Genomic DNA, 17,574 nt, shown 5'->3' with positions numbered 1-17,574 from the left:
ATGATGGAAGATAAAATTGGGGGAACGTTGGAAGATTCGTCAAGTGTTTTTCACGTTCGGAATTGTATTTCTCTCAAAGCATTCTCTGCTTTGACGCGTATTATTCGATACTCTGGCTACAGTGGTGATTTCCCAGCCACTCAGGAATCGTTTTGGATTCTTCACAGAGATATCCAGGAGGCATTGCGTAATAACAGGCCCGAATGGATTTATAATGATGAGCTTGGTGTTGAAATTAATGGAGTTCGAAAAGCCGTCACCGTGGATATGCGCAATACCCAATTTATCGGCGCTGATTTAGATGTTGCACATTTTCGTAATGGCTATGAACCTGATATCTTGTTTTGTATCGACCAATTTGTTCCCAACGATGGAGTCTACATAGATATCGGTGCAAATTGGGGATATTTCCCGGTGTATTTGTCTGCGCGGCCCGGATTTTCCGGTCATTGTTTAGCTATAGAGCCCGCTCCGCGAGCAAGCCGTGACCTAGAGCAAGTCGTAGCCTCATTAGACCTAGGCGAAATGATCACGGTTCATCCCGTAGCAATGTCCGATCATGCGGGCAAAGTCCGAATATCAGATGAGTTGTGGACCGGGAACAACATTATATTTACGGTCGAAAATGAGGCTTCTTCTGAAGCAGATGAAGTAGAGTGCATTGCGCTTGACGATTTGCTCGAGAGTGACACCTTTTCAAGGGTAAATTTGATAAAAATCGATGTTGAGGGTGCTGAAGATGCTGTCTTGCGAGGCGCCGAGAATACAATAAGGAAATTCAATCCTGTGATCATATTTGAAAACTGGGTTGATCAATCAGAGGAAAAAACACTTGCGCCGTTCCAAGAATTACTCCGGTTGTCCCTTGGATACGAGTTTTTCATCATGGAACTGCGCGAGACGAGCCAATTCACATTTTCATACCGCCTGATAAAGCTCGATCTCGGTCGGAGAAAATCATATGATGATCGGATAAACGTAATAGCTCTGCCGCCAGAAAAATTAGAATTGAAGCTGCCTGCGAACGCCTGATTTTATTGGCCGTACCCCGATCCTGACTATAACCCAGATCGGGGTGCGTTCAGCACAAAAAATAGTTTAGCAGATATTGACCTGCCAATGAAATTTCATCCGGCTGTGATTAGAGCCTCGGCGTTTGGGAGCGGCTCGTGCACCAGTAAACCTTAACAAAAAATGGTCTAGTTTGAAGGGGTGTAGGTCACAATTGGCCGGCCTCTAAGCCATTCTGGAGGATATTCTCAGTGGCAGGACATTTGGAGCGGGGTGCGAAAGCTGGCGAAGCTTAATCAGACCAAGGTTGAAGCTGGGCTCTGGATGCTTGATCAACAAAAATGAGATTACCTGAAGTGGCAAAATGAACGTAGTATCCTGCCCGTTTCATTAGCAGGAATATTTCGTCTTTTTGCTCGTCAGCTCCAGCAAAAACGACTTCTACACACACAACTACAGGCCTGTATCTGTTGAAGTCGATACTTTTCAATATTGTGTAGTCGAGCCCTTCTACGTCGATCGACATAAAGGACGGACATTTCCCATTATAATATTTCTCAAGAATGTCCGGCACCGTTGTGACGGGAATTTTTCGAATATCAGTTATGGAAAATTTCGGATGATCTTGAACAAAACGCTCTGCTACCTCTCGTGAAAAAGAATTACGTCCCGAGCGCTCGTCAATCATATAAAAATCGAGTTCACCGCTCACGTCACTTACCCCAATATTCAGGTTTATGTCGTTGGGTCGTACTCGTGTAAATTCTTCGGAGAGAATTGGATTGGCCTCGATGTTGATGCCTCTTGATCCGAGTTTGTGCAATAAAGCAGTGTTGCTTATATTGATTGGGTGGTGAGCTCCGATGTCGATATAGTCAGGATTTTTTATGCCGAGATGGTGAAATATACTTAGTACTATTAAGTCTTCCCCGTGTTGGCTGAAAGTCAATCCCCCAAATTGTTGGTCCGGATGCCCTCCCCATAATATCTCTTTATGTTCTTGCGACTCCTCCCGTTCACGTTCGATTTTCTGCTCGCGCATGACGGCATCGATTTTTTCTTCAATGTGAATCAGGCGTTCCCTGACGTCTGTTGAGTCGCGCCTTAGCGATTTGATCAATTTCATGATCATAAAGTGTAATTCCCCCTCCGGACATGGATTCAATCATTGATTGCAAACGTAAGCAGTATAAAGAAGGGTTATATAAACCGGTTTTCGGAGTCAGTATGAGGTTTCTCCACAGTGGATGTGCTGCATTTCCATACATAATTATATGCAGGAGACGGTTATCATGACGACGCTTTGCGGTGACCTTTGTCAATGGCGCGTAGATGTGATTCTCTGTCGCAAGCGCGCTCCTGCGTTTCTTGCATGGCTGCGCTGCATTAAAGCCTATTTAATATGCGGCAAAACCGGGTATCTTGTTTTCATCGAAGCGATGCACCTCCTCCCGCAAAGCTTCGGATTGAGATGACCCTATCCTCCTCCCAAGGGTTGTCCTGTGGACAATGGCACTCCTCCTCCCAGCCGTTGTTCGAAATTTCGGAAAGCCTGCCGCACCTCCTCCCGCGGCGGGCTTTTTCGTTTTCGGGACAGGGGCATCACAGGGCAAGCGCGAGCTGCGCTTCCTCTTCACTCTCTTCGGTGCTCAGCGAGGAAAGGGTAATCCCCAGCAGCCTTACCGGACGTTTGAATGGAAAGACGGAGGCAAGCAGGGTCTCTGACATCTCCTGAATCGTTGCGAGGTCAGACACGGCTCCCGACACTGTTTTGCTGCGTGTCGCCTGGCTGAAATCCGAATATTTGATTTTCACGGTCACCGTCTTTCCCGTGATGTCGTGGGCCTCGCAATAACGCCAGACTTTCTGAGCCAAAGGGCCAAGCTCCGCCTTCGCTAAGTCGAGATCGTCGATATCCTCGACGAATGTGTCCTCGGCGCCGACAGATTTGCGGATGCGATCGGGCTTGACCTGCCGTTCATCGATACCGCGGGCGATGTTGTAGAAATAAGGGCCGGACTTCCCGAAATGCTGTTGCAGAAAACCGAGTGATTTCGACTTGAGATCGAGCCCTGTTTCGATGCCGTGCCGTTTCATCCGCTCGGCCGTGGCGGGTCCTACGCCATGAAATTTCTTGACGGCCAGGGCTTCAACAAAGCCAGGCCCATTCTTCGGCGTAATGACGGCCTGGCCATTCGGTTTGTTCAGGTCGCTTGCCATCTTGGCCAGAAACTTGTTGTAGGAGATGCCGGCAGATGCATTGAGGCTGGTGACCGCCTTGATCTTTGCGCGGATCTCCAGCGCAATTTCGGTGGCGATCTCCATGCCTTTCAGGTTTTCGGTGACATCGAGATAGGCTTCGTCGAGCGATAGCGGCTCGATCAGCGGGGTATATTCGGCAAATATCTCCCGTATCTGTTGCGACACCTGCCGGTATACCTCGAAGCGTGGCGGTACGAAGATCAGATCCGGGCATTTCCGTTTGGCAGTGACGGACGGCATGGCGGAATGGACGCCGAAGGTTCTCGCCTCGTAACTTGCCGCAGCCACCACGCCTCGTGCGGCCGATCCGCCGACGGCGACCGGCAGGCCGCGAAGTGCGGGGTTGTCGCGTTGCTCCACCGATGCATAAAAGGCATCCATGTCGATATGGATGATCTTTCGAACAGCCGTGTTATCCATCGTTCCAGCCTGTACGATCTTCCCTATTTCCACATCGCCCGCATCCGCGCGCCTACATCGATGCGGATCTGCTGCGCGCTGCGCTCGGAGGCTGCGGCCGAAACCAGGGGCCAGGTGGCGGTTTCAAAGAACTGCAGCAAAGTTGCCGGTATGAAGCGGGTTCTAGCGGCATAGACATGCCGGTCGCCCTGCGCGTTCTGGCCATGGGTGAAGAACCGTTGCGGGGTTATCAGTGACAGGCTGTCCTTGGCGCGCGTCATGGCGACATAGAGCAGCCGGCGTTCCTCCTCGACTTCATGCGTGGAGCCGACACCCAGATCGGAGGGTATGCAGCCATCGACCACGTTCAGGATAAAGACGGAACGCCATTCCTGGCCTTTTGCCGAATGAATGGTTGAAAGCGTCAGATAATCCTCATCGAGCAGCGGCACGCCTGCCTGATCGCTGGTGGCATCCGGCGGATCGAGCGTCAGTTCGGTGAGGAAGCGTTCGCGGGAAGGATAGCCGCCGGCAATCTGCTCGAGTTGCAGCAAATCGGCCTTCCGCGTCTCGGCATCCTCATGGATGCGTTCGAGGTGGGGCTCGTACCAGAGCCGCGCCTGCTCGATATCTGATGGCCAGCCGCCGTGCGATTTTCGCATGTTCGCCAGCAACTGCACGAAGGATACCCAGTCATCACCGGTTTTGGGTGGCGGCGGAATTTCGGCAAGGGCGAGCAGAGGTTCAGGATCTGCCGCAATCGTATCGAGAATATTGCCGGCTTTCTTTGGCCCGATACCCGGCAGCATCTGAAGTAGCCTGAAACCGGCGACGCGGTCGCGCGGGTTTTGCGCGAAACGCAATACCGCCAGCATGTCCTTTACATGGGCACTGTCGAGAAACTTCAGGCCGCCAAATTTGACGAAGGGAATGTTGCGGCGTGTAAGTTCAACTTCAAGCGGCCCGCTATGACTGGAGGTGCGAAACAGCACGGCCTGTTGCTTCAGCGTCACGCCGGTCTCACGATTGGCCAGCACCTGGTCGATAATGAAGTTCGCCTGCTCGGTTTCGTTTTTTACTGTCACGAGCTTCGGCCGCTCGAGTGACTGTCGTTCGGTCCAGAGGTTTTTCGTGAACCGCTCACGGGCAAGGTCGATGACACCATTGGCGGCAGCCAGTATCGGCTGTGTCGAGCGATAGTTGCGATCAAGGGTGATAATATCGGCAGCCGGGCTGAAAGATGCCGGAAAATCAAGGATATTGCGCACCGTTGCTGCCCGGAACGAATAGATCGACTGGGCATCGTCACCCACCACGGTCAACCCGCGACCGCCCGGCTTCAGTGCCATCAGCACCGCGGCCTGCAGCCGGTTGGTATCCTGATATTCGTCGACCATCACGTGGTCGAAACGATTGCCGATATCGCCTGCAAGGTCGGGATCGCTGACCATCTGGGCCCAGTAGAGCAGAAGATCGTCGTAATCGAGAACGTTCTGGGCCTGCTTGGCCTCGACATAGGCGGCGAATAATTGCTTGAGCTCTTCTTCCCAACTGGACACCCATGGATAGTGCTGGCGCAGGATTTCTTTCAGCGGCGTTTGTGAATTGACGGCGCGCGAATAGATCGCAAGGCAGGTGCCCTTTGTCGGAAAACGGCTCTCGGTCTTGGAAAAACCCAGCTCGTGTCGGGCAAGGTTCATCAGATCAGCGCTGTCTTCGCGGTCGTGGATCGTGAAATCCACGTCCAGTCCAATCTGTTCCGCATAGATTCGCAAGAGGCGCGCGCCGATCCCGTGAAACGTGCCGGACCAGGCCATCGCATCCGTGAGGGCTCCGGCGTTGGCGCCGATGACCTGCTTGCAGATACGCTCGACACGACGCGACATTTCGGAAGCGGCACGCCGTGAAAACGTCATCAGCAGGATGCGGCGAGGATCGGCGCCATTGACGATCAGATGCGCCACCCGGTGCGCCAGCGTATTGGTCTTGCCGGAACCGGCACCGGCGATAATCAGCAACGGTCCCGCCGTGTGTCCGCCTGAAGGCCCAACGCCATGTTCCACGGCCTTGCGTTGCTGCTCGTTCAGTTTGTCCAGATAGGCAACCGCCATGCCTGCATCCTTGATATTTGCCTATCCGCACGACGACGGCATTTTTCAAAAGCACTCTTGTTGCAATGATTAGCAAAAACTCAAACAGCAGGCCAGAACAAATAATGAACGCATGTCTCTGTCCTACACACTGCGGTGGACAAACCTGGCTGATCGATATTCGCAGCCTCAATCGGGTTCCGCATGGCGTGTTGACCGGCATGCTTTTCAAACCACTGAACCAACCCGGCGGCTGATGAGTTCACCAGTCGCGTCTTGGAAGACGTGTTTGTTGGGAGGACAAAAGCATGAAGCATCTGAAACTATGCCTGATCGCTGTTGCGGCACTGGCCACATCGACATTTGCGTTTGCCGAGCAGAAGGCCATGAGGTCTGACGCCACGATCGCGTCGGATATCAATTATCTGCTTTATACGCCCAAAGACTATGCCGGTTCGGACAAAACCTATCCTCTCGTGGTCTGGCTGCATGGCGGCGATCAGGGCGGGAGCGACGTCGAAAAGCTGCGCCGCAGCGGTCTGCCAAAATTGATCGAAGGGGGCCGTGATTCTCCTTTCATGGTGTTTTCGCCACAAAATCCGAGTGAGGAACTGCTTTATCCGATCGAGCGCGTCGAAAGCGTCCTGGCTTCCGTTGTGGCGGATCATCGGGTGGACCGCAGCCGTATCTATCTGATTGGATATAGCCGGGGAGGGTTCGGCGCCTGGTCAATGGCCGAGCAGTTTCCACAAACTTTTGCTGCGGTCGTCCCAATTGCCGGTGGCGGCATCCGCCATTACCTCAACCGCACCAATGAAAAGACAGCCTTCTGGGCCTTTCACGGCTCAAGGGACGAGGTGATCCCTTTGTCCGATACTGTTGTCCTCGTTCAGCGTCTCCAGGAACTGAAACGTAATGTGCGGCTGACGGTTTTTGAAGATACGAACCATGAAGAGGTGGAAGCAAAAGTGCTCGGCGATGAGGCGATGTGGACCTGGCTTCTCCAGCAAAAGCTTGCAGACGCAAAGACGCCTTCGGCACCCTGAACCCCCAGCGGGCACCATTTACCGATGGTATGAAAGCCCATAACCCAGCGCGGCCGTCATAAGGCCGGGCTGGCCACGTTATAAGCCTTCGTCAAAACATCTCTCCGCAAGCGTGTGTTTCCCCTCTTGACACCGAGTAGGGCGGTCGTGCTAATACGCATTAACAGCTAATACGTATTAGCAATCAACGAATGTCGGGGAGGGCATTGCGTGACCAGCCATAAACGCCTTACTCAGAACGATATTGCGAAGCTTGCCGGCGTCAGTCAGGCAACAGTATCGCTTGTTCTGAACGGCGCGCCGACCGCGATTGCACGTATCCCGGCAGAAACACGCGAACGCGTACAGGCGGTCATTCGCAAGACGGGTTATGTCGCGGACCCGATCGCGCGCCGCATGGCCAAGGGGCTTAATCGCATCCTCGGCGTCTTCACCTACGAGCCTGCTTTTCCAAGCGGACAGGCGGACTTCTTTACGCCGTTCCTGTTGGGCATCGAGGAAGAGGCGCAGCAGCAGGCATACGATCTTCTGCTGCTGACCAGTGCCGGCGTCGGCAACAACCGCAAGATTTTTTCCGAGGGCAACAGGCTCCGGATCGCCGATGGCTGCCTGGTCCTGGGCCGTGAATTTGACCGCAAGGAGCTTACCCGGCTGGTCTCGGAAGATTATCCATTCGTGGCGATCGGCCGACGCGACGATGCTGGCGGGCCCGTGCCCTATGTTGGCGGCGACTATGCCGCGGGCACACGGCAGCTTGTTGAAGATGCCATGATGCTCGGGCATTCCAAGCTCGCCTATATCGGCCCTGCGGGTCCGGCGGAATCGATTGCCGACCGCTGGCGAGGTTTCAGTGATGCGCTCGGCACAGCGGCGACGCTTGCATTGCACATAAAGGCGGTAAACCGGCCTGCCGAAAAGATCCTCGACGCGATCATCGAAAGGGGCGCGACGGTGGCATTTTTCATAGAACTGGCGGATGCGGTGCGCGTCGAGACTTTGGCACGGGAGCGCGGAATTGGGGTGCCCGACGTGTTTTCGATGGTCGTGCTTGGCAGCCATATTCGTGCCGGCCGCAGCCCGGTGCGTTTCACATCCTATGAAATTCCACGTGAAGAGATGGGCCGGCAGGCGACTGCAATGCTGGTGAACCGCATCGAGACCGGCAGCCCGGGAAGTCAAATTCTACTCAAGTGCCAACCCGTCAAGGGTGAAACATTGGGGCCGGCTCCAGTGGCCTCCCCAGATAAGTCCCCAGTCAACGAAACGGATGAGACGACGTGAAAGAGATGCAAGCAGACATTCTTGTGGTCGGTGGTGGCCTTGGCGGCGTGGCGGCGGCGCTCGGTGCCGCACGTGCCGGAAAGCGCGTGATCATGACCGAGGAATATGACTGGATCGGCGGTCAGTTGACCAGCCAGGCCGTTCCATCGGACGAACATAGCTGGGTCGAGCAGTTCGGCATCACCCGCTCTTATCGCGCACTACGCAACGGCGTGCGCCGATATTACCGCGACCATTATCCGTTGAGGGAAGGCGCCCGCTCCTGGATTGACCTCAATCCGGGTGGCGGCTGGGTCAGCCGCATCTGCGCCGAGCCGCGCGTCAGCCTTGCGGTGATGGAAAGCATGCTTATGCCCTATATCGGCGCCGACCGGCTGACGGTGCTCAAGCCCTATCGGCCGGTTGCTGCCGATGTGGATGGCGACCGGGTGCGCGCGATCACCGTGCGGCATCGCGACAGCGGAGCCGAGATCGTCATTTCCGCCGACTACATTCTTGATGCCACCGAGCTTGGCGATCTGTTGCCGATGACGGGCACGGAATATGCCAAGGGGTTCGAGGCGCAATCGGACACGGGTGAGCCCAGTGCGCCGGCCAGCGCCCAGCCTGATAATGTGCAGGCCGTGTCGATCTGCTTTGCAATCGATCATGTCGACGGCGATCAGACGATCGACAAGCCTGATAATTACGACTACTGGCGCAAGTACCAGCCGCATTTCTGGGGTGGGCCGATGCTCGGTTTCACCGCGCCGCATCCGCGCACGCTGGAACACACGACCCGCTCCTTCACGCCCAATCCGGACGACGATCCGCTGCTGGTTGATGCCGACCAGCGCAAGGGCGGTGGCGATGAAAACCTCTGGATTTTCCGTCGCATCGCGGCACGCAAGAACTTTGCGCCAGGTTTTTATAAATCCGACATCTGCCTCGTGAACTGGCCGATGATCGACTATATGGACGGCACCATCATCGATGTGTCGGAAGAAGAAAAGGCGCGGCATCTGAAGGCGGCGGCCGAACTTTCCTATTCGGTGTTTTACTGGTTGCAGACCGAAGCGCCGCGCCTTGATGGCGGACAGGGTTTTCGCGGCCTGCGTCTCAGAGGCGATATTACCGGCACCGAACACGGCCTTGCCATGGCGCCCTATATCCGGGAAAGCCGCCGCATCAAGCCCGTCACGCGCATCGTCGAACAGGATCTTTCCTACACGGTTCGCGGTGACAGGGGGGCTGTCCGCTATCGCGACAGCATCGGCATCGGCATGTACCGCATCGATCTGCACCCATCGACCGGTGGCGACAACTATATCGATGTGCCTTCCTGCCCGTTCGAGATTCCGCTTGGCGCACTCATACCCGAGCGCGTGAAGAACCTTATTCCGGCGGGCAAGAACATCGGCACGACGCATATCACCAATGGCTGCTACCGCCTGCATCCAGTCGAATGGAATATCGGCGAAGTGGCCGGAATGCTGGCGGCCTATTGCCTGGAAAAAGGTCTCACACCGCATCAGGTGCAGGAAGACGATGACCATCTTCATGCCTTCCAGACGGCACTGACCCGCGAAGGCATTGAAATACGCTGGCCGGATATCGCGGCCTATTAGGACGGCGGACTGTCGTTCGATCGAACCCATCTTTGGAGGAGGACTGGGAATGAATAGTCATTGGAAAATGCAAACCACGGCCTGCGCGCTGGCCCTTATCGGCTCGTTTGCGCTGGCAGGGGCAGCGGCGGCACAGGATGCGGTCAAGCTGCGCATGACGATCTGGAGTGCCAACGAGGCGCATCTAAAGCTGTTCAACGACATCGCAGCCGGCTTCAAAAAGGACCATCCGAATGTCAGCGTGACCTATGAGTCCCTGCCTTTCGACACCTACACCACTGCGCTCACGACCCAGATTGCGGGCGGCAATGCGCCTGACATGGCCTGGATTTTTGAGACCTCGGCCTATGATTTCGTCAAATCAGGCGCGCTCTACCCGCTTACCGACACGCTGAAGGCCGCGCAGGGTTACAATCTCGACGAAGTCAGCGCCGGGGCCACGGAACGCTGGTCGCAGAACGGAAAGCTCTTCGCCTATCCGTTCTCGACCTCGCCCTTTGCGGTCTTCGTCAACAATGATCTCATCAAGGCCGCAGGTGCAAAGACGCCGGCGGAGATGATCGCTGCCGGCGAATGGACCTGGGAAAACGCCATCGCCACCGCCTCGGCGGTCGCAAAATCCGGCAAGGGCGGGCTTGTCGTCCGCGACTTCAATTACCAGAGCTGGCAATATCTGACCTCCGTGTGGAACGGCTGGGGCGCATCGCCCTGGAGCGCGGATGGCGCAACCTGCACCATGGCGGAAAAGCCGATGGCGGATGCTGTATCGTTCATCCATGATGCCATCTTCAGCAAGAAGGCCATGCCCGGCCCCGGCGAGACGGTCGATTTCTTCGCCGGTAATGCCGCGATGACCATTACCCAGATCAGCCGGGCCTCGCTTTTGCCGAAGGACAAGCCTTTCGGCTGGGACCTCGTGCCGCTGCCAAAGGGACCTGCCGGTGAATACGCGCTGATCGGACAGGCCGGCATCGGCGTCATGCAGTCCGGAAAGAATGCGCAGACGGCGGCCGAATTCGTTGCTTACATGACCAATCCGGAAAATTCGGCAAAGCTCAGCCAGTTCTTCCCCTCGGCGCGCAAGTCGCTTTTGAATGCGGAGGTGTTGAAAAAAACCAATCCGCTACTCAGCCAGGAACAGATCGAAAAGGTCGTCATATCAGGCATCGCCACGGGCAAGGTCATGCCCGGCCACACCGGCTTTGCCCAGATCCAGCAGATCGTGCGCTCAAACCTCGATGCGGTCTGGCGGCCGGAGGCCGATGTCGCGGGAGCGCTTCAAAAAATCTGCGGCCAGATCGCGCCGCTCCTGAAGCGCTGAGGAGAAAGCCATGGCTGTCGTGCAGGAGATTACCCGTCCCCAGCATCGCCCGGTATCGGCGTTCTGGACCATCGCGCGGCGCGACAGTCTTGCTGGCTTTCTGTTCATCGCCCCGCAGCTGATCGGGATCATCATCTTCGTGCTGATCCCGCTGGGGCTGGTGTTCTGGTATTCGCTGCACGAGTGGAACGTGCTCGCCAATACCTTCACCTATACCGGTGCGCAGAACTACCGGATGCTCATCGAAGACGGCAATCTTCTGGAGGTGCTGGGCGCGACCGGGATATTCTCAGCCGGCCTCGTCGTGTTCAACCTGTCGCTGGCGCTGCTGCTTGCCGTGCTGCTCAACCAGAAGCTTGCCGGCATTGCGATATTCAGAACGCTGTTCTTCTCGCCCGTCGTCGTGTCTCTGGTTGCCTGGACGATCGTCTGGGGTTTCCTGCTGCAGAAGAACGGCGGCATCAACGGCATGTTGCTGATGGTCGGCATCGAAGGCCCCAACTGGCTGCGCGAGGAGACGACAGCGATGATTTCGGTCATCGTCGTGCAGGTCTTCAAAAATGTCGGGCTCAACATGATCCTGTTTCTGGCGGCACTTCAGGGCGTGCCGAAGGAACTCTACGAGGCCGCCCGCATCGACGGTGCGCCAGCCTTCAAACAGTTCCGTCGCATCACCCTGCCGCTGATCAGCCCGACGATCCTGTTGACCTCCATCATCACCATTGTCGGCTCGTTACAGGTTTTTGCTCAGATCGCGGTTCTGACCCAGGGCGGGCCGGGTCTGTCGACCACGGTGCTGGTCTACTACCTCTATCAGCAGGCCTTCCAGTTCCATTTCTTCGGTTACGGCTCGACGCTGTCCATCCTGCTGTTTCTGATTGTTGCAGTGCTGACCTTTGCCCAGTGGCAGATGCGCAAGAGGATCGTCTTTTATGAAAGCTGACCTTTCCCCCCGCATGCAGGTGGCGCTTTACGGGCTGTTGTGCGTGCTGTTGATCCCGTTCGTCTTTCCGACCTGGTGGATGGTTACCTCCTCCATCAAGCCCATAAGCGACATCTTCGCCTTCCCACCGCAGCTCATCCCGCAGAGCCACGACTGGACGACCTATGCGAAGGTGTTCGAGTTGCAGCCCTTCGTGCGGCAATATTGGAACTCCGCCTACATTGCCGCTGTCGTGACGATTGGCACGATGATCATCTCCTCAATGGCAGGCTATGCCTTCGCACGGATCCGGTTTCCGGGCGCCAATGTGATCTTCATGATCGTGCTGCTTGGCCTGCTGATCCCGTCCGAAGTGACGATCGTGCCGCTCTTCCAGATGTTCCTGAAGGCAGGCATGGTCAACACCCACTGGCCGCTGATCCTCGTGCCGATTTTCGGGGCGCCAAGTGTGTTTGCCACCTTCGTCATGCGGCAGTTTTTTGTGACGCTGCCAGGAGAGCTGGAGGAGGCCGCACGCGTCGACGGTCTTGGACGCTTCAAGATATTTCGCAAGATTGCCTTGCCCTTGGCAAAGCCGGCGCTTGCTTCGGTCGCGATCTTTACGTTCCTGCATTCCTGGAACCTGTTCCTCGAACCCATCGTCTTTCTCTCCAGCGCCGAGATGTTCACGCTGCCGCAGGCGCTGACGCAATATACCGACGCCTATGGCGGGCCGATGTGGAACATCCAGCTTGCCGCAGCGACGCTGACTGCGCTGCCCGTGCTCATCGTCTTCGTGATTGCCCAGAAGCAGTTTGTCGAAGGCCTCGCCCATACCGGCCTCAAGGGCTGAAGAACCGGAAACCGATTGATGGCTCACGTTACTCTCTCCGACATCCGCAAAAGCTATGGCGCGGTGAAAACCATTCACGGCATCGATCTCGCCATTAAGGACGGCGAGTTTGTTGTGCTTGTCGGGCCTTCCGGCTGCGGCAAGTCGACCCTTTTGCGGATGATAGCCGGTCTCGAAACGATTACCGGCGGTGAGCTCAGGATTGGCGAACGGGTCGTCAACGATCTCGATCCCAAGGACCGCGATATTGCCATGGTGTTCCAGTCCTATGCCCTATATCCGCATATGACGGTGGCCAGCAATATGGGCTTTTCGCTGGAGCATCGGGGCTCGAGCAAGCAGGAAATTGCTGAAAAGGTGAACTGGGCAGCGGATATTCTTGGCCTTGCGCAGCTGCTCGACCGTTATCCCCGCCAGCTCTCCGGCGGCCAGCGCCAGCGCGTCGCGATGGGCCGGGCCATTGTTCGCAATCCGCAGGTGTTCCTGTTCGATGAGCCCCTGTCAAACCTTGATGCGAAGTTGCGCGTCGTCATGCGCGGCGAGATCAAGGCGCTGCATCAGAAGCTGAAAACCACCACGATCTATGTGACGCACGACCAGGTCGAGGCGATGACGATGGCCGACAGGGTCGTGGTTCTCAATGGCGGCAGGGTCGAGCAGATCGGCACGCCGCTCGAACTTTACGACCGCCCGGCAAATCAGTTCGTTGCGGGCTTCATCGGTTCGCCATCGATGAACTTCCTGACCGGCACGATAACTGAAAGAGGTTTTGAAACCGCAGGTATCGTGTTGCCCTTGCCAGTTTCCGCGGCCGGCTTTGCCGGCAAACAGGCCGTTTACGGCATCCGCCCGGAACACTTCCTGCTTGATGCCGGCGGCGTGCCTGCCGAGATAATGCTGGTTGAACCATTAGGATCGGAAACGCAGGTCACCATGAAACTCGGCGATACCAAGGTGCTCGGCGTCTTTCGGGAACGCATAGGGCAGGCAGTCGGCGACAGCATCATGGTCTCGCCGACGCTTAACAGCGTCCATCTGTTTTCGAGTGAAGACGGAGCACGGCTGAACTGATCACGGGGCCATCTGCCTCTTGCGCGGCCCGACGGCCTGATCGACTACTGGACTGCCAGGGAAAACCTCGCAGTCCAGCTGTTCCCATGGCTCACCCCATGACGGCTTTCAAAGGAAGCTGCTCTCGAAGAGTTCGCCTGAATAGGCCGCGTGGGTGATGCCCGCTTCAAGATCGGCCTTGGTCAACTCATCGACAAAAACACCATTCTGCATGACCAGAACGCGGTCGCACATATGGGCTATAACCGACAGGTCGTGGCTGACGAGAACGAAGGTGAGGTTCTGCTCGTCGCGCTGATCGGCCAGCAGGTTCAGGATTTCCGCCTGAATGGAGACGTCGAGAGCGGATGTCGGCTCGTCGAGAAGCAGGATCGGCGGCTCGAGGATAAGCGCGCGGGCGATCGCAACACGCTGACGCTGGCCTCCGGACAGTTCGTGCGGGAAGCGCTCGGCAAAATGCGCGGGCAGGCCAACCTGCTGCAGCGCGGCCGGAACCTTCGACCAGCCGTCACCAAGCCCCATGGAGCGGATCGGTTCGGCAAGAGCCCGGCCGATGCGGTGGCGTGGGTGCAGGGAACCATAGGGGTCCTGGAACACCATCTGCGCCAGCTTCAGCTCGTCGCGGCTACGGACTTTGCCCACAGGCTTGCCTTCGAAAGAGATCGATCCGGTCCAGCCGGATTCCAGGCCGGCAAGCGACCGCAGCAATGTCGACTTGCCGCAACCGCTTTCGCCAACGATGCCGAGTGTCTCGCCTCGGTTGACCCGAAAGCTGACGTCGCGCACGACATGATTGCGGTTTTCCTTCGTGCCGTAGACGACATCAAGCTTGTCTACCGTGATCATCGCATCACCTCCGCATCGATTGCCTGGCGATCCAGCACCTTGAGGCGCCGGACCGGATTGCGGGGATCGGGCATGGCCGCGATCAGGCCCCGTGTATAGGGGTGTTGCGCATCTTCGAGCTTGGAAAGCGTCTCCACGACGCGTCCGCCATACATGACCAGCACACGTTCGCAAAAGGCCGCGACCATGCGGATATCGTGACTGATGAGGATGAGGCCTGAATTGTTTTCGCGCACCATCTCGTCCAGAAGCAGAAGGACATCCTTGCGGACGCTGACATCGAGTGCTGAGGTCGGTTCGTCGGCGATGACCAGCTTGGGTTTGGCAAGCAGCATCATGGCGATCATCACGCGCTGTCCCATGCCGCCTGAAATCTGGTGGGGATAAAGCCCCATCACGCGGTCAGGATCGTTGATGCGCACGCGCAGCAGCATGTCGCGCGCGGCATTTCTGGCGGCCTTGCCCTTGAGGGCCAGATGCAGCTCGGCCGCTTCCGCCACCTGCTTTCCGATCGGCAGGACCGGATTGAGGGAATAACGCGGGTCCTGCATGATGAGCGCCATCTCGCTGCCGCGGATCGCACCCATCTGGCGCTCGGATTTTTCAAGCAGGGGTTCGGAGAGGAAATCCATCCGTTCTGCCGTCACCGTGGCACTCTTGGGCAGAAGGCGCATGGCGGCACGACCGGTCGTGGACTTTCCGGACCCGGATTCGCCGACGATACCGACACGCTCGCGCCCGACGTCGAAGTTGACATTGGAGACGGCGGGGATGGCGTTGCGGCCAAAGCGAACGTTAAGATCGCGGACCGAAAGAATGGGAGAGCTATCAGGAACGGGCATGACGCGGATCCAGTAGGTCGCGCAGCGTATCGCCAGCGATGTTGAAGGCAAGGCTCGTCAAAAGGATCGCGATGCCGGGCATGACGGCGACCCACCAGTAATCGAGCATGAATTTACGGCCGCTGGAAATCATCGCCCCCCATTCAGGAAGTGGCGGCTGAGCGCCAAGACCGAGGAAGCCAAGCGAGGCGGCCGTCAGGATGATACCGGCCATATTCAATGTCAGTCTGACGATGACCGAAGGAATGCACATCGGAGCGATATAAAGAAACAGGATGCGCATCGGCGAGGCCCCGTAGAGGCGTGCGGCCGCAACATAGTCGGTGTTGCGCACGACCAGCGCTTCGGCACGCGCCAGACGCGCGATGGGCGGCCAGGCGGTCAGCGAGATCGCGATGATTGCGGTGCCGAGACCGGCTCCCATTGCAGCAGCAAAGGCAAGTGCCAGAACGAGCGAAGGGAAGGAAAGGACAATATCGGTCGCGCGCATCAGAATGGCGTCGGTTCTGCCGCCGAAGAAACCGGCCATGACACCGATTGCAAGGCCGATAGGGCCGACGATGACCGAGACCGACAAGACGGTCTGGATCGTGATGCGGGTGCCATAGACGAGGCGGCTGAAAATGTCGCGGCCAAATTCGTCGGTTCCCGCCAGATGCGCCCAGCTGGGAGGCTGAAGCGCATTGTCGAGCACCTGGCGCACCGGATCATATGGCGCAATCAGGGGAGCGAAAATGGCAACCACGACCAGAATGGCGAGAATGGCAAAGCCGAACATTCCAAGCGGCTCGTCGCCAAGCTTCCGCAGCGTCCGCGCCGTCGTTGTGGATATCCGAGACAATGCGCTGCGGCTCCGCACCGGAGTGTTCTGAGTTATATCGGTCATCGAGCGACCTCCCGTGTCCGCGGGTCAAGCGTGGTGTAGGCCACGTCTGCGAGGAAGTTGAGCATCATAAAGATGAAGCCGATGACGATCGTGGCTGCGAGGATCGCATTCATGTCACCGATAAGCAGTGCATTCGTCATGTATTGTCCGATGCCGGGCCAGGAAAAGACGATTTCGGTCACAACGGCGCCTTCCAGCAGGTTGCCATAGGAGATGGCGAGAACGGTGATCAGCTGCACCGCGATATTCGGCAGTACATGGCGGGTTACGGTGCGCGCCGGGCTGACGCCTTTCGCACGCGCCGCAATCACATAATCCTGGCTGAGCTGTTCGAGGGTGAAGGCGCGGGTCATGCGGGTAATGTAGGCCATTGCCATATAGGCAAGGATGATCGCCGGCAGCATGATATGCGCGAGCGCATTCCAGAAAATCTCTGTCTCACCTGCGAGAAGAGTGTCGACCAGCATCAGCCCTGTTCTCGGCTCCACGAGGCCTTCGTAAAAGACGTCCACGCGACCGGGCCCGGCGACAAGGTTGAGATTCGCATAAAAAATCACGAGCCCGACGATACCGAACCAGAATACGGGTATCGAATGCCCCACCAGCGCAAAGACACGTGCGAACTTGTCGATAAACGTGTCGCGAAACAGGGCCGCGGCGAGACCGAGCGGGACGCCGATGACGGTGGAGATGATGATTGCCAGCGTTGCAAGCTCAAGCGTCGCCGGGAAGGCTTGCGCCAGGTCCCGCGTTACCGGGTTTCCGGTCAGGATAGCTATACCGAAATCGCCGTGCAGCAGGCCGCGGAGATAGATGAAAAACTGCTGGTAGAGAGGGAGATCAAGCCCAAGCCGAGCCCGCATGGCTTCATAGGCTTTGGGATCTGCAAGCTCACCGACGATTGCCCCGACCGGATCGGTCGGCATCACCCGGCCAATGATGAAGGTGATGCAGAGCAGGATGAAGAGGCTGACGACAAGTTGCAGGAAGCGATGTCCAAGCCCGCGCAATGAAATTTCAGTCATCGCAAATCGCACTTCCACGAGAAAACGCTGTCAGCGATGCCACTTTTTGAACGGCTCGCCGCAGACGAGCAATTCTACCCTGCAAAAACTTTTGATGGTACTTCATCCCAAC

At 57.0% G+C, this 17,574-nt stretch carries 15 protein-coding genes; 8 read left to right on the top strand and 7 right to left on the bottom strand.

Annotated elements, in window-relative coordinates:
• Positions 1-1,032, top strand: a complete 1,032-nt coding sequence (locus ASD46_RS21035; RefSeq protein ID WP_060642615.1) for an FkbM family methyltransferase — start codon at positions 1-3, stop codon at positions 1,030-1,032.
• A 271-nt stretch (positions 1,033-1,303) separates the two neighbouring features.
• Here ASD46_RS21035 and ASD46_RS21030 read toward each other — a convergent pair whose 3' ends face one another.
• The 3 genes from ASD46_RS21030 to ASD46_RS21020 all read right to left on the bottom strand — a co-directional run bounded on the left by ASD46_RS21030 (position 1,304) and on the right by ASD46_RS21020 (position 5,783).
• On the bottom strand, positions 1,304-2,143 hold the full coding sequence (locus ASD46_RS21030; protein ID WP_060642614.1) for an FkbM family methyltransferase: 840 nt from the start codon (positions 2,141-2,143) through the stop codon (positions 1,304-1,306).
• A 470-nt stretch (positions 2,144-2,613) separates the two neighbouring features.
• Positions 2,614-3,693 carry a DNA polymerase IV gene (dinB, locus tag ASD46_RS21025; protein WP_060642613.1) on the bottom strand — a complete coding sequence of 360 codons (1,080 nt, stop codon included), beginning with the start codon at positions 3,691-3,693 and terminating at the stop codon, positions 2,614-2,616.
• A 23-nt stretch (positions 3,694-3,716) separates the two neighbouring features.
• Positions 3,717-5,783, bottom strand: coding sequence for an ATP-dependent helicase (locus ASD46_RS21020; RefSeq protein ID WP_060642612.1), 2,067 nt, complete (start codon positions 5,781-5,783; stop codon positions 3,717-3,719).
• Positions 5,784-6,070: 287 nt separating this feature from the next.
• Between ASD46_RS21020 and ASD46_RS21015 the strand changes: the two genes are divergently transcribed.
• The 7 genes from ASD46_RS21015 to ASD46_RS20985 all read left to right on the top strand — a co-directional run bounded on the left by ASD46_RS21015 (position 6,071) and on the right by ASD46_RS20985 (position 13,863).
• The gene (locus tag ASD46_RS21015) at positions 6,071-6,808 is read left to right on the top strand and encodes a prolyl oligopeptidase family serine peptidase (RefSeq protein WP_060642611.1); all 738 of its coding nucleotides are present in this window, start codon (positions 6,071-6,073) and stop codon (positions 6,806-6,808) included.
• Positions 6,809-7,018: 210 nt separating this feature from the next.
• Positions 7,019-8,089: a LacI family DNA-binding transcriptional regulator gene (locus tag ASD46_RS21010; RefSeq protein WP_060642610.1), complete on the top strand. Its 1,071-nt coding sequence runs from the start codon at positions 7,019-7,021 to the stop codon at positions 8,087-8,089.
• A gap of 5 nt (positions 8,090-8,094) precedes the next feature.
• Positions 8,095-9,696 (top strand): FAD-dependent oxidoreductase, encoded by a 1,602-nt coding sequence (locus tag ASD46_RS21005; RefSeq protein WP_060642609.1) that lies wholly within the window; start codon positions 8,095-8,097, stop codon positions 9,694-9,696.
• A gap of 49 nt (positions 9,697-9,745) precedes the next feature.
• A complete protein-coding gene (locus ASD46_RS21000) occupies positions 9,746-11,017 on the top strand; it encodes an ABC transporter substrate-binding protein (protein ID WP_060642608.1) in 1,272 nt (423 codons plus the stop codon).
• A gap of 10 nt (positions 11,018-11,027) precedes the next feature.
• Positions 11,028-11,960, top strand: a complete 933-nt coding sequence (locus tag ASD46_RS20995; protein ID WP_060642607.1) for a carbohydrate ABC transporter permease — start codon at positions 11,028-11,030, stop codon at positions 11,958-11,960.
• Entirely contained in the window at positions 11,950-12,792 is an 843-nt protein-coding gene (locus ASD46_RS20990) for a carbohydrate ABC transporter permease (protein ID WP_060642606.1), read from the top strand. The genes ASD46_RS20995 and ASD46_RS20990 overlap by 11 nt, the downstream gene beginning before the upstream one ends.
• A gap of 18 nt (positions 12,793-12,810) precedes the next feature.
• A complete protein-coding gene (locus ASD46_RS20985; RefSeq protein ID WP_060642605.1) occupies positions 12,811-13,863 on the top strand; it encodes an ABC transporter ATP-binding protein in 1,053 nt (350 codons plus the stop codon).
• A 108-nt stretch (positions 13,864-13,971) separates the two neighbouring features.
• Here ASD46_RS20985 and ASD46_RS20980 read toward each other — a convergent pair whose 3' ends face one another.
• The 4 genes from ASD46_RS20980 to ASD46_RS20965 are packed head-to-tail and all read right to left on the bottom strand — an operon-like array spanning position 13,972 to position 17,462.
• Positions 13,972-14,709 (bottom strand): ABC transporter ATP-binding protein, encoded by a 738-nt coding sequence (locus ASD46_RS20980; protein ID WP_025594968.1) that lies wholly within the window; start codon positions 14,707-14,709, stop codon positions 13,972-13,974.
• Positions 14,706-15,551: an ABC transporter ATP-binding protein gene (locus tag ASD46_RS20975; protein ID WP_025594967.1), complete on the bottom strand. Its 846-nt coding sequence runs from the start codon at positions 15,549-15,551 to the stop codon at positions 14,706-14,708. Before ASD46_RS20975 ends, ASD46_RS20980 begins: the two co-directional genes overlap by 4 nt.
• Positions 15,538-16,437: an ABC transporter permease gene (locus ASD46_RS20970; protein WP_013761140.1), complete on the bottom strand. Its 900-nt coding sequence runs from the start codon at positions 16,435-16,437 to the stop codon at positions 15,538-15,540. Before ASD46_RS20970 ends, ASD46_RS20975 begins: the two co-directional genes overlap by 14 nt.
• A complete protein-coding gene (locus ASD46_RS20965; protein ID WP_004431168.1) occupies positions 16,434-17,462 on the bottom strand; it encodes an ABC transporter permease in 1,029 nt (342 codons plus the stop codon). The genes ASD46_RS20970 and ASD46_RS20965 overlap by 4 nt, the downstream gene beginning before the upstream one ends.
• Positions 17,463-17,574: the final 112 nt, after the last annotated feature.

This window comes from Rhizobium sp. Root491 (genome assembly GCF_001427205.1).
GTDB lineage: Bacteria > Pseudomonadota > Alphaproteobacteria > Rhizobiales > Rhizobiaceae > Agrobacterium > Agrobacterium tumefaciens.
Note: the sequence above shows the minus strand (reverse complement) of the source record. Positions and strands in the feature narration are given on the sequence as shown.

Bases quoted from the DNA above. Each gene is read 5' to 3' on its own strand.
- ASD46_RS21035 (WP_060642615.1), top strand. From the start codon at position 1: ATGATGGAAGATAAAATTGGGGGAACGTTGGAAGATTCGTCAAGTGTT.
- ASD46_RS21030 (WP_060642614.1), bottom strand. From the start codon at position 2,143: ATGATCATGAAATTGATCAAATCGCTAAGGCGCGACTCAACAGACGTC.
- dinB (WP_060642613.1), bottom strand. From the start codon at position 3,693: ATGGATAACACGGCTGTTCGAAAGATCATCCATATCGACATGGATGCC.
- ASD46_RS21020 (WP_060642612.1), bottom strand. From the start codon at position 5,783: ATGGCGGTTGCCTATCTGGACAAACTGAACGAGCAGCAACGCAAGGCC.
- ASD46_RS21015 (WP_060642611.1), top strand. From the start codon at position 6,071: ATGAAGCATCTGAAACTATGCCTGATCGCTGTTGCGGCACTGGCCACA.
- ASD46_RS21005 (WP_060642609.1), top strand. From the start codon at position 8,095: ATGCAAGCAGACATTCTTGTGGTCGGTGGTGGCCTTGGCGGCGTGGCG.
- ASD46_RS21000 (WP_060642608.1), top strand. From the start codon at position 9,746: ATGAATAGTCATTGGAAAATGCAAACCACGGCCTGCGCGCTGGCCCTT.
- ASD46_RS20995 (WP_060642607.1), top strand. From the start codon at position 11,028: ATGGCTGTCGTGCAGGAGATTACCCGTCCCCAGCATCGCCCGGTATCG.
- ASD46_RS20990 (WP_060642606.1), top strand. From the start codon at position 11,950: ATGAAAGCTGACCTTTCCCCCCGCATGCAGGTGGCGCTTTACGGGCTG.
- ASD46_RS20985 (WP_060642605.1), top strand. From the start codon at position 12,811: ATGGCTCACGTTACTCTCTCCGACATCCGCAAAAGCTATGGCGCGGTG.
- ASD46_RS20980 (WP_025594968.1), bottom strand. From the start codon at position 14,709: ATGATCACGGTAGACAAGCTTGATGTCGTCTACGGCACGAAGGAAAAC.
- ASD46_RS20975 (WP_025594967.1), bottom strand. From the start codon at position 15,551: ATGCCCGTTCCTGATAGCTCTCCCATTCTTTCGGTCCGCGATCTTAAC.
- ASD46_RS20970 (WP_013761140.1), bottom strand. From the start codon at position 16,437: ATGACCGATATAACTCAGAACACTCCGGTGCGGAGCCGCAGCGCATTG.
- ASD46_RS20965 (WP_004431168.1), bottom strand. From the start codon at position 17,462: ATGACTGAAATTTCATTGCGCGGGCTTGGACATCGCTTCCTGCAACTT.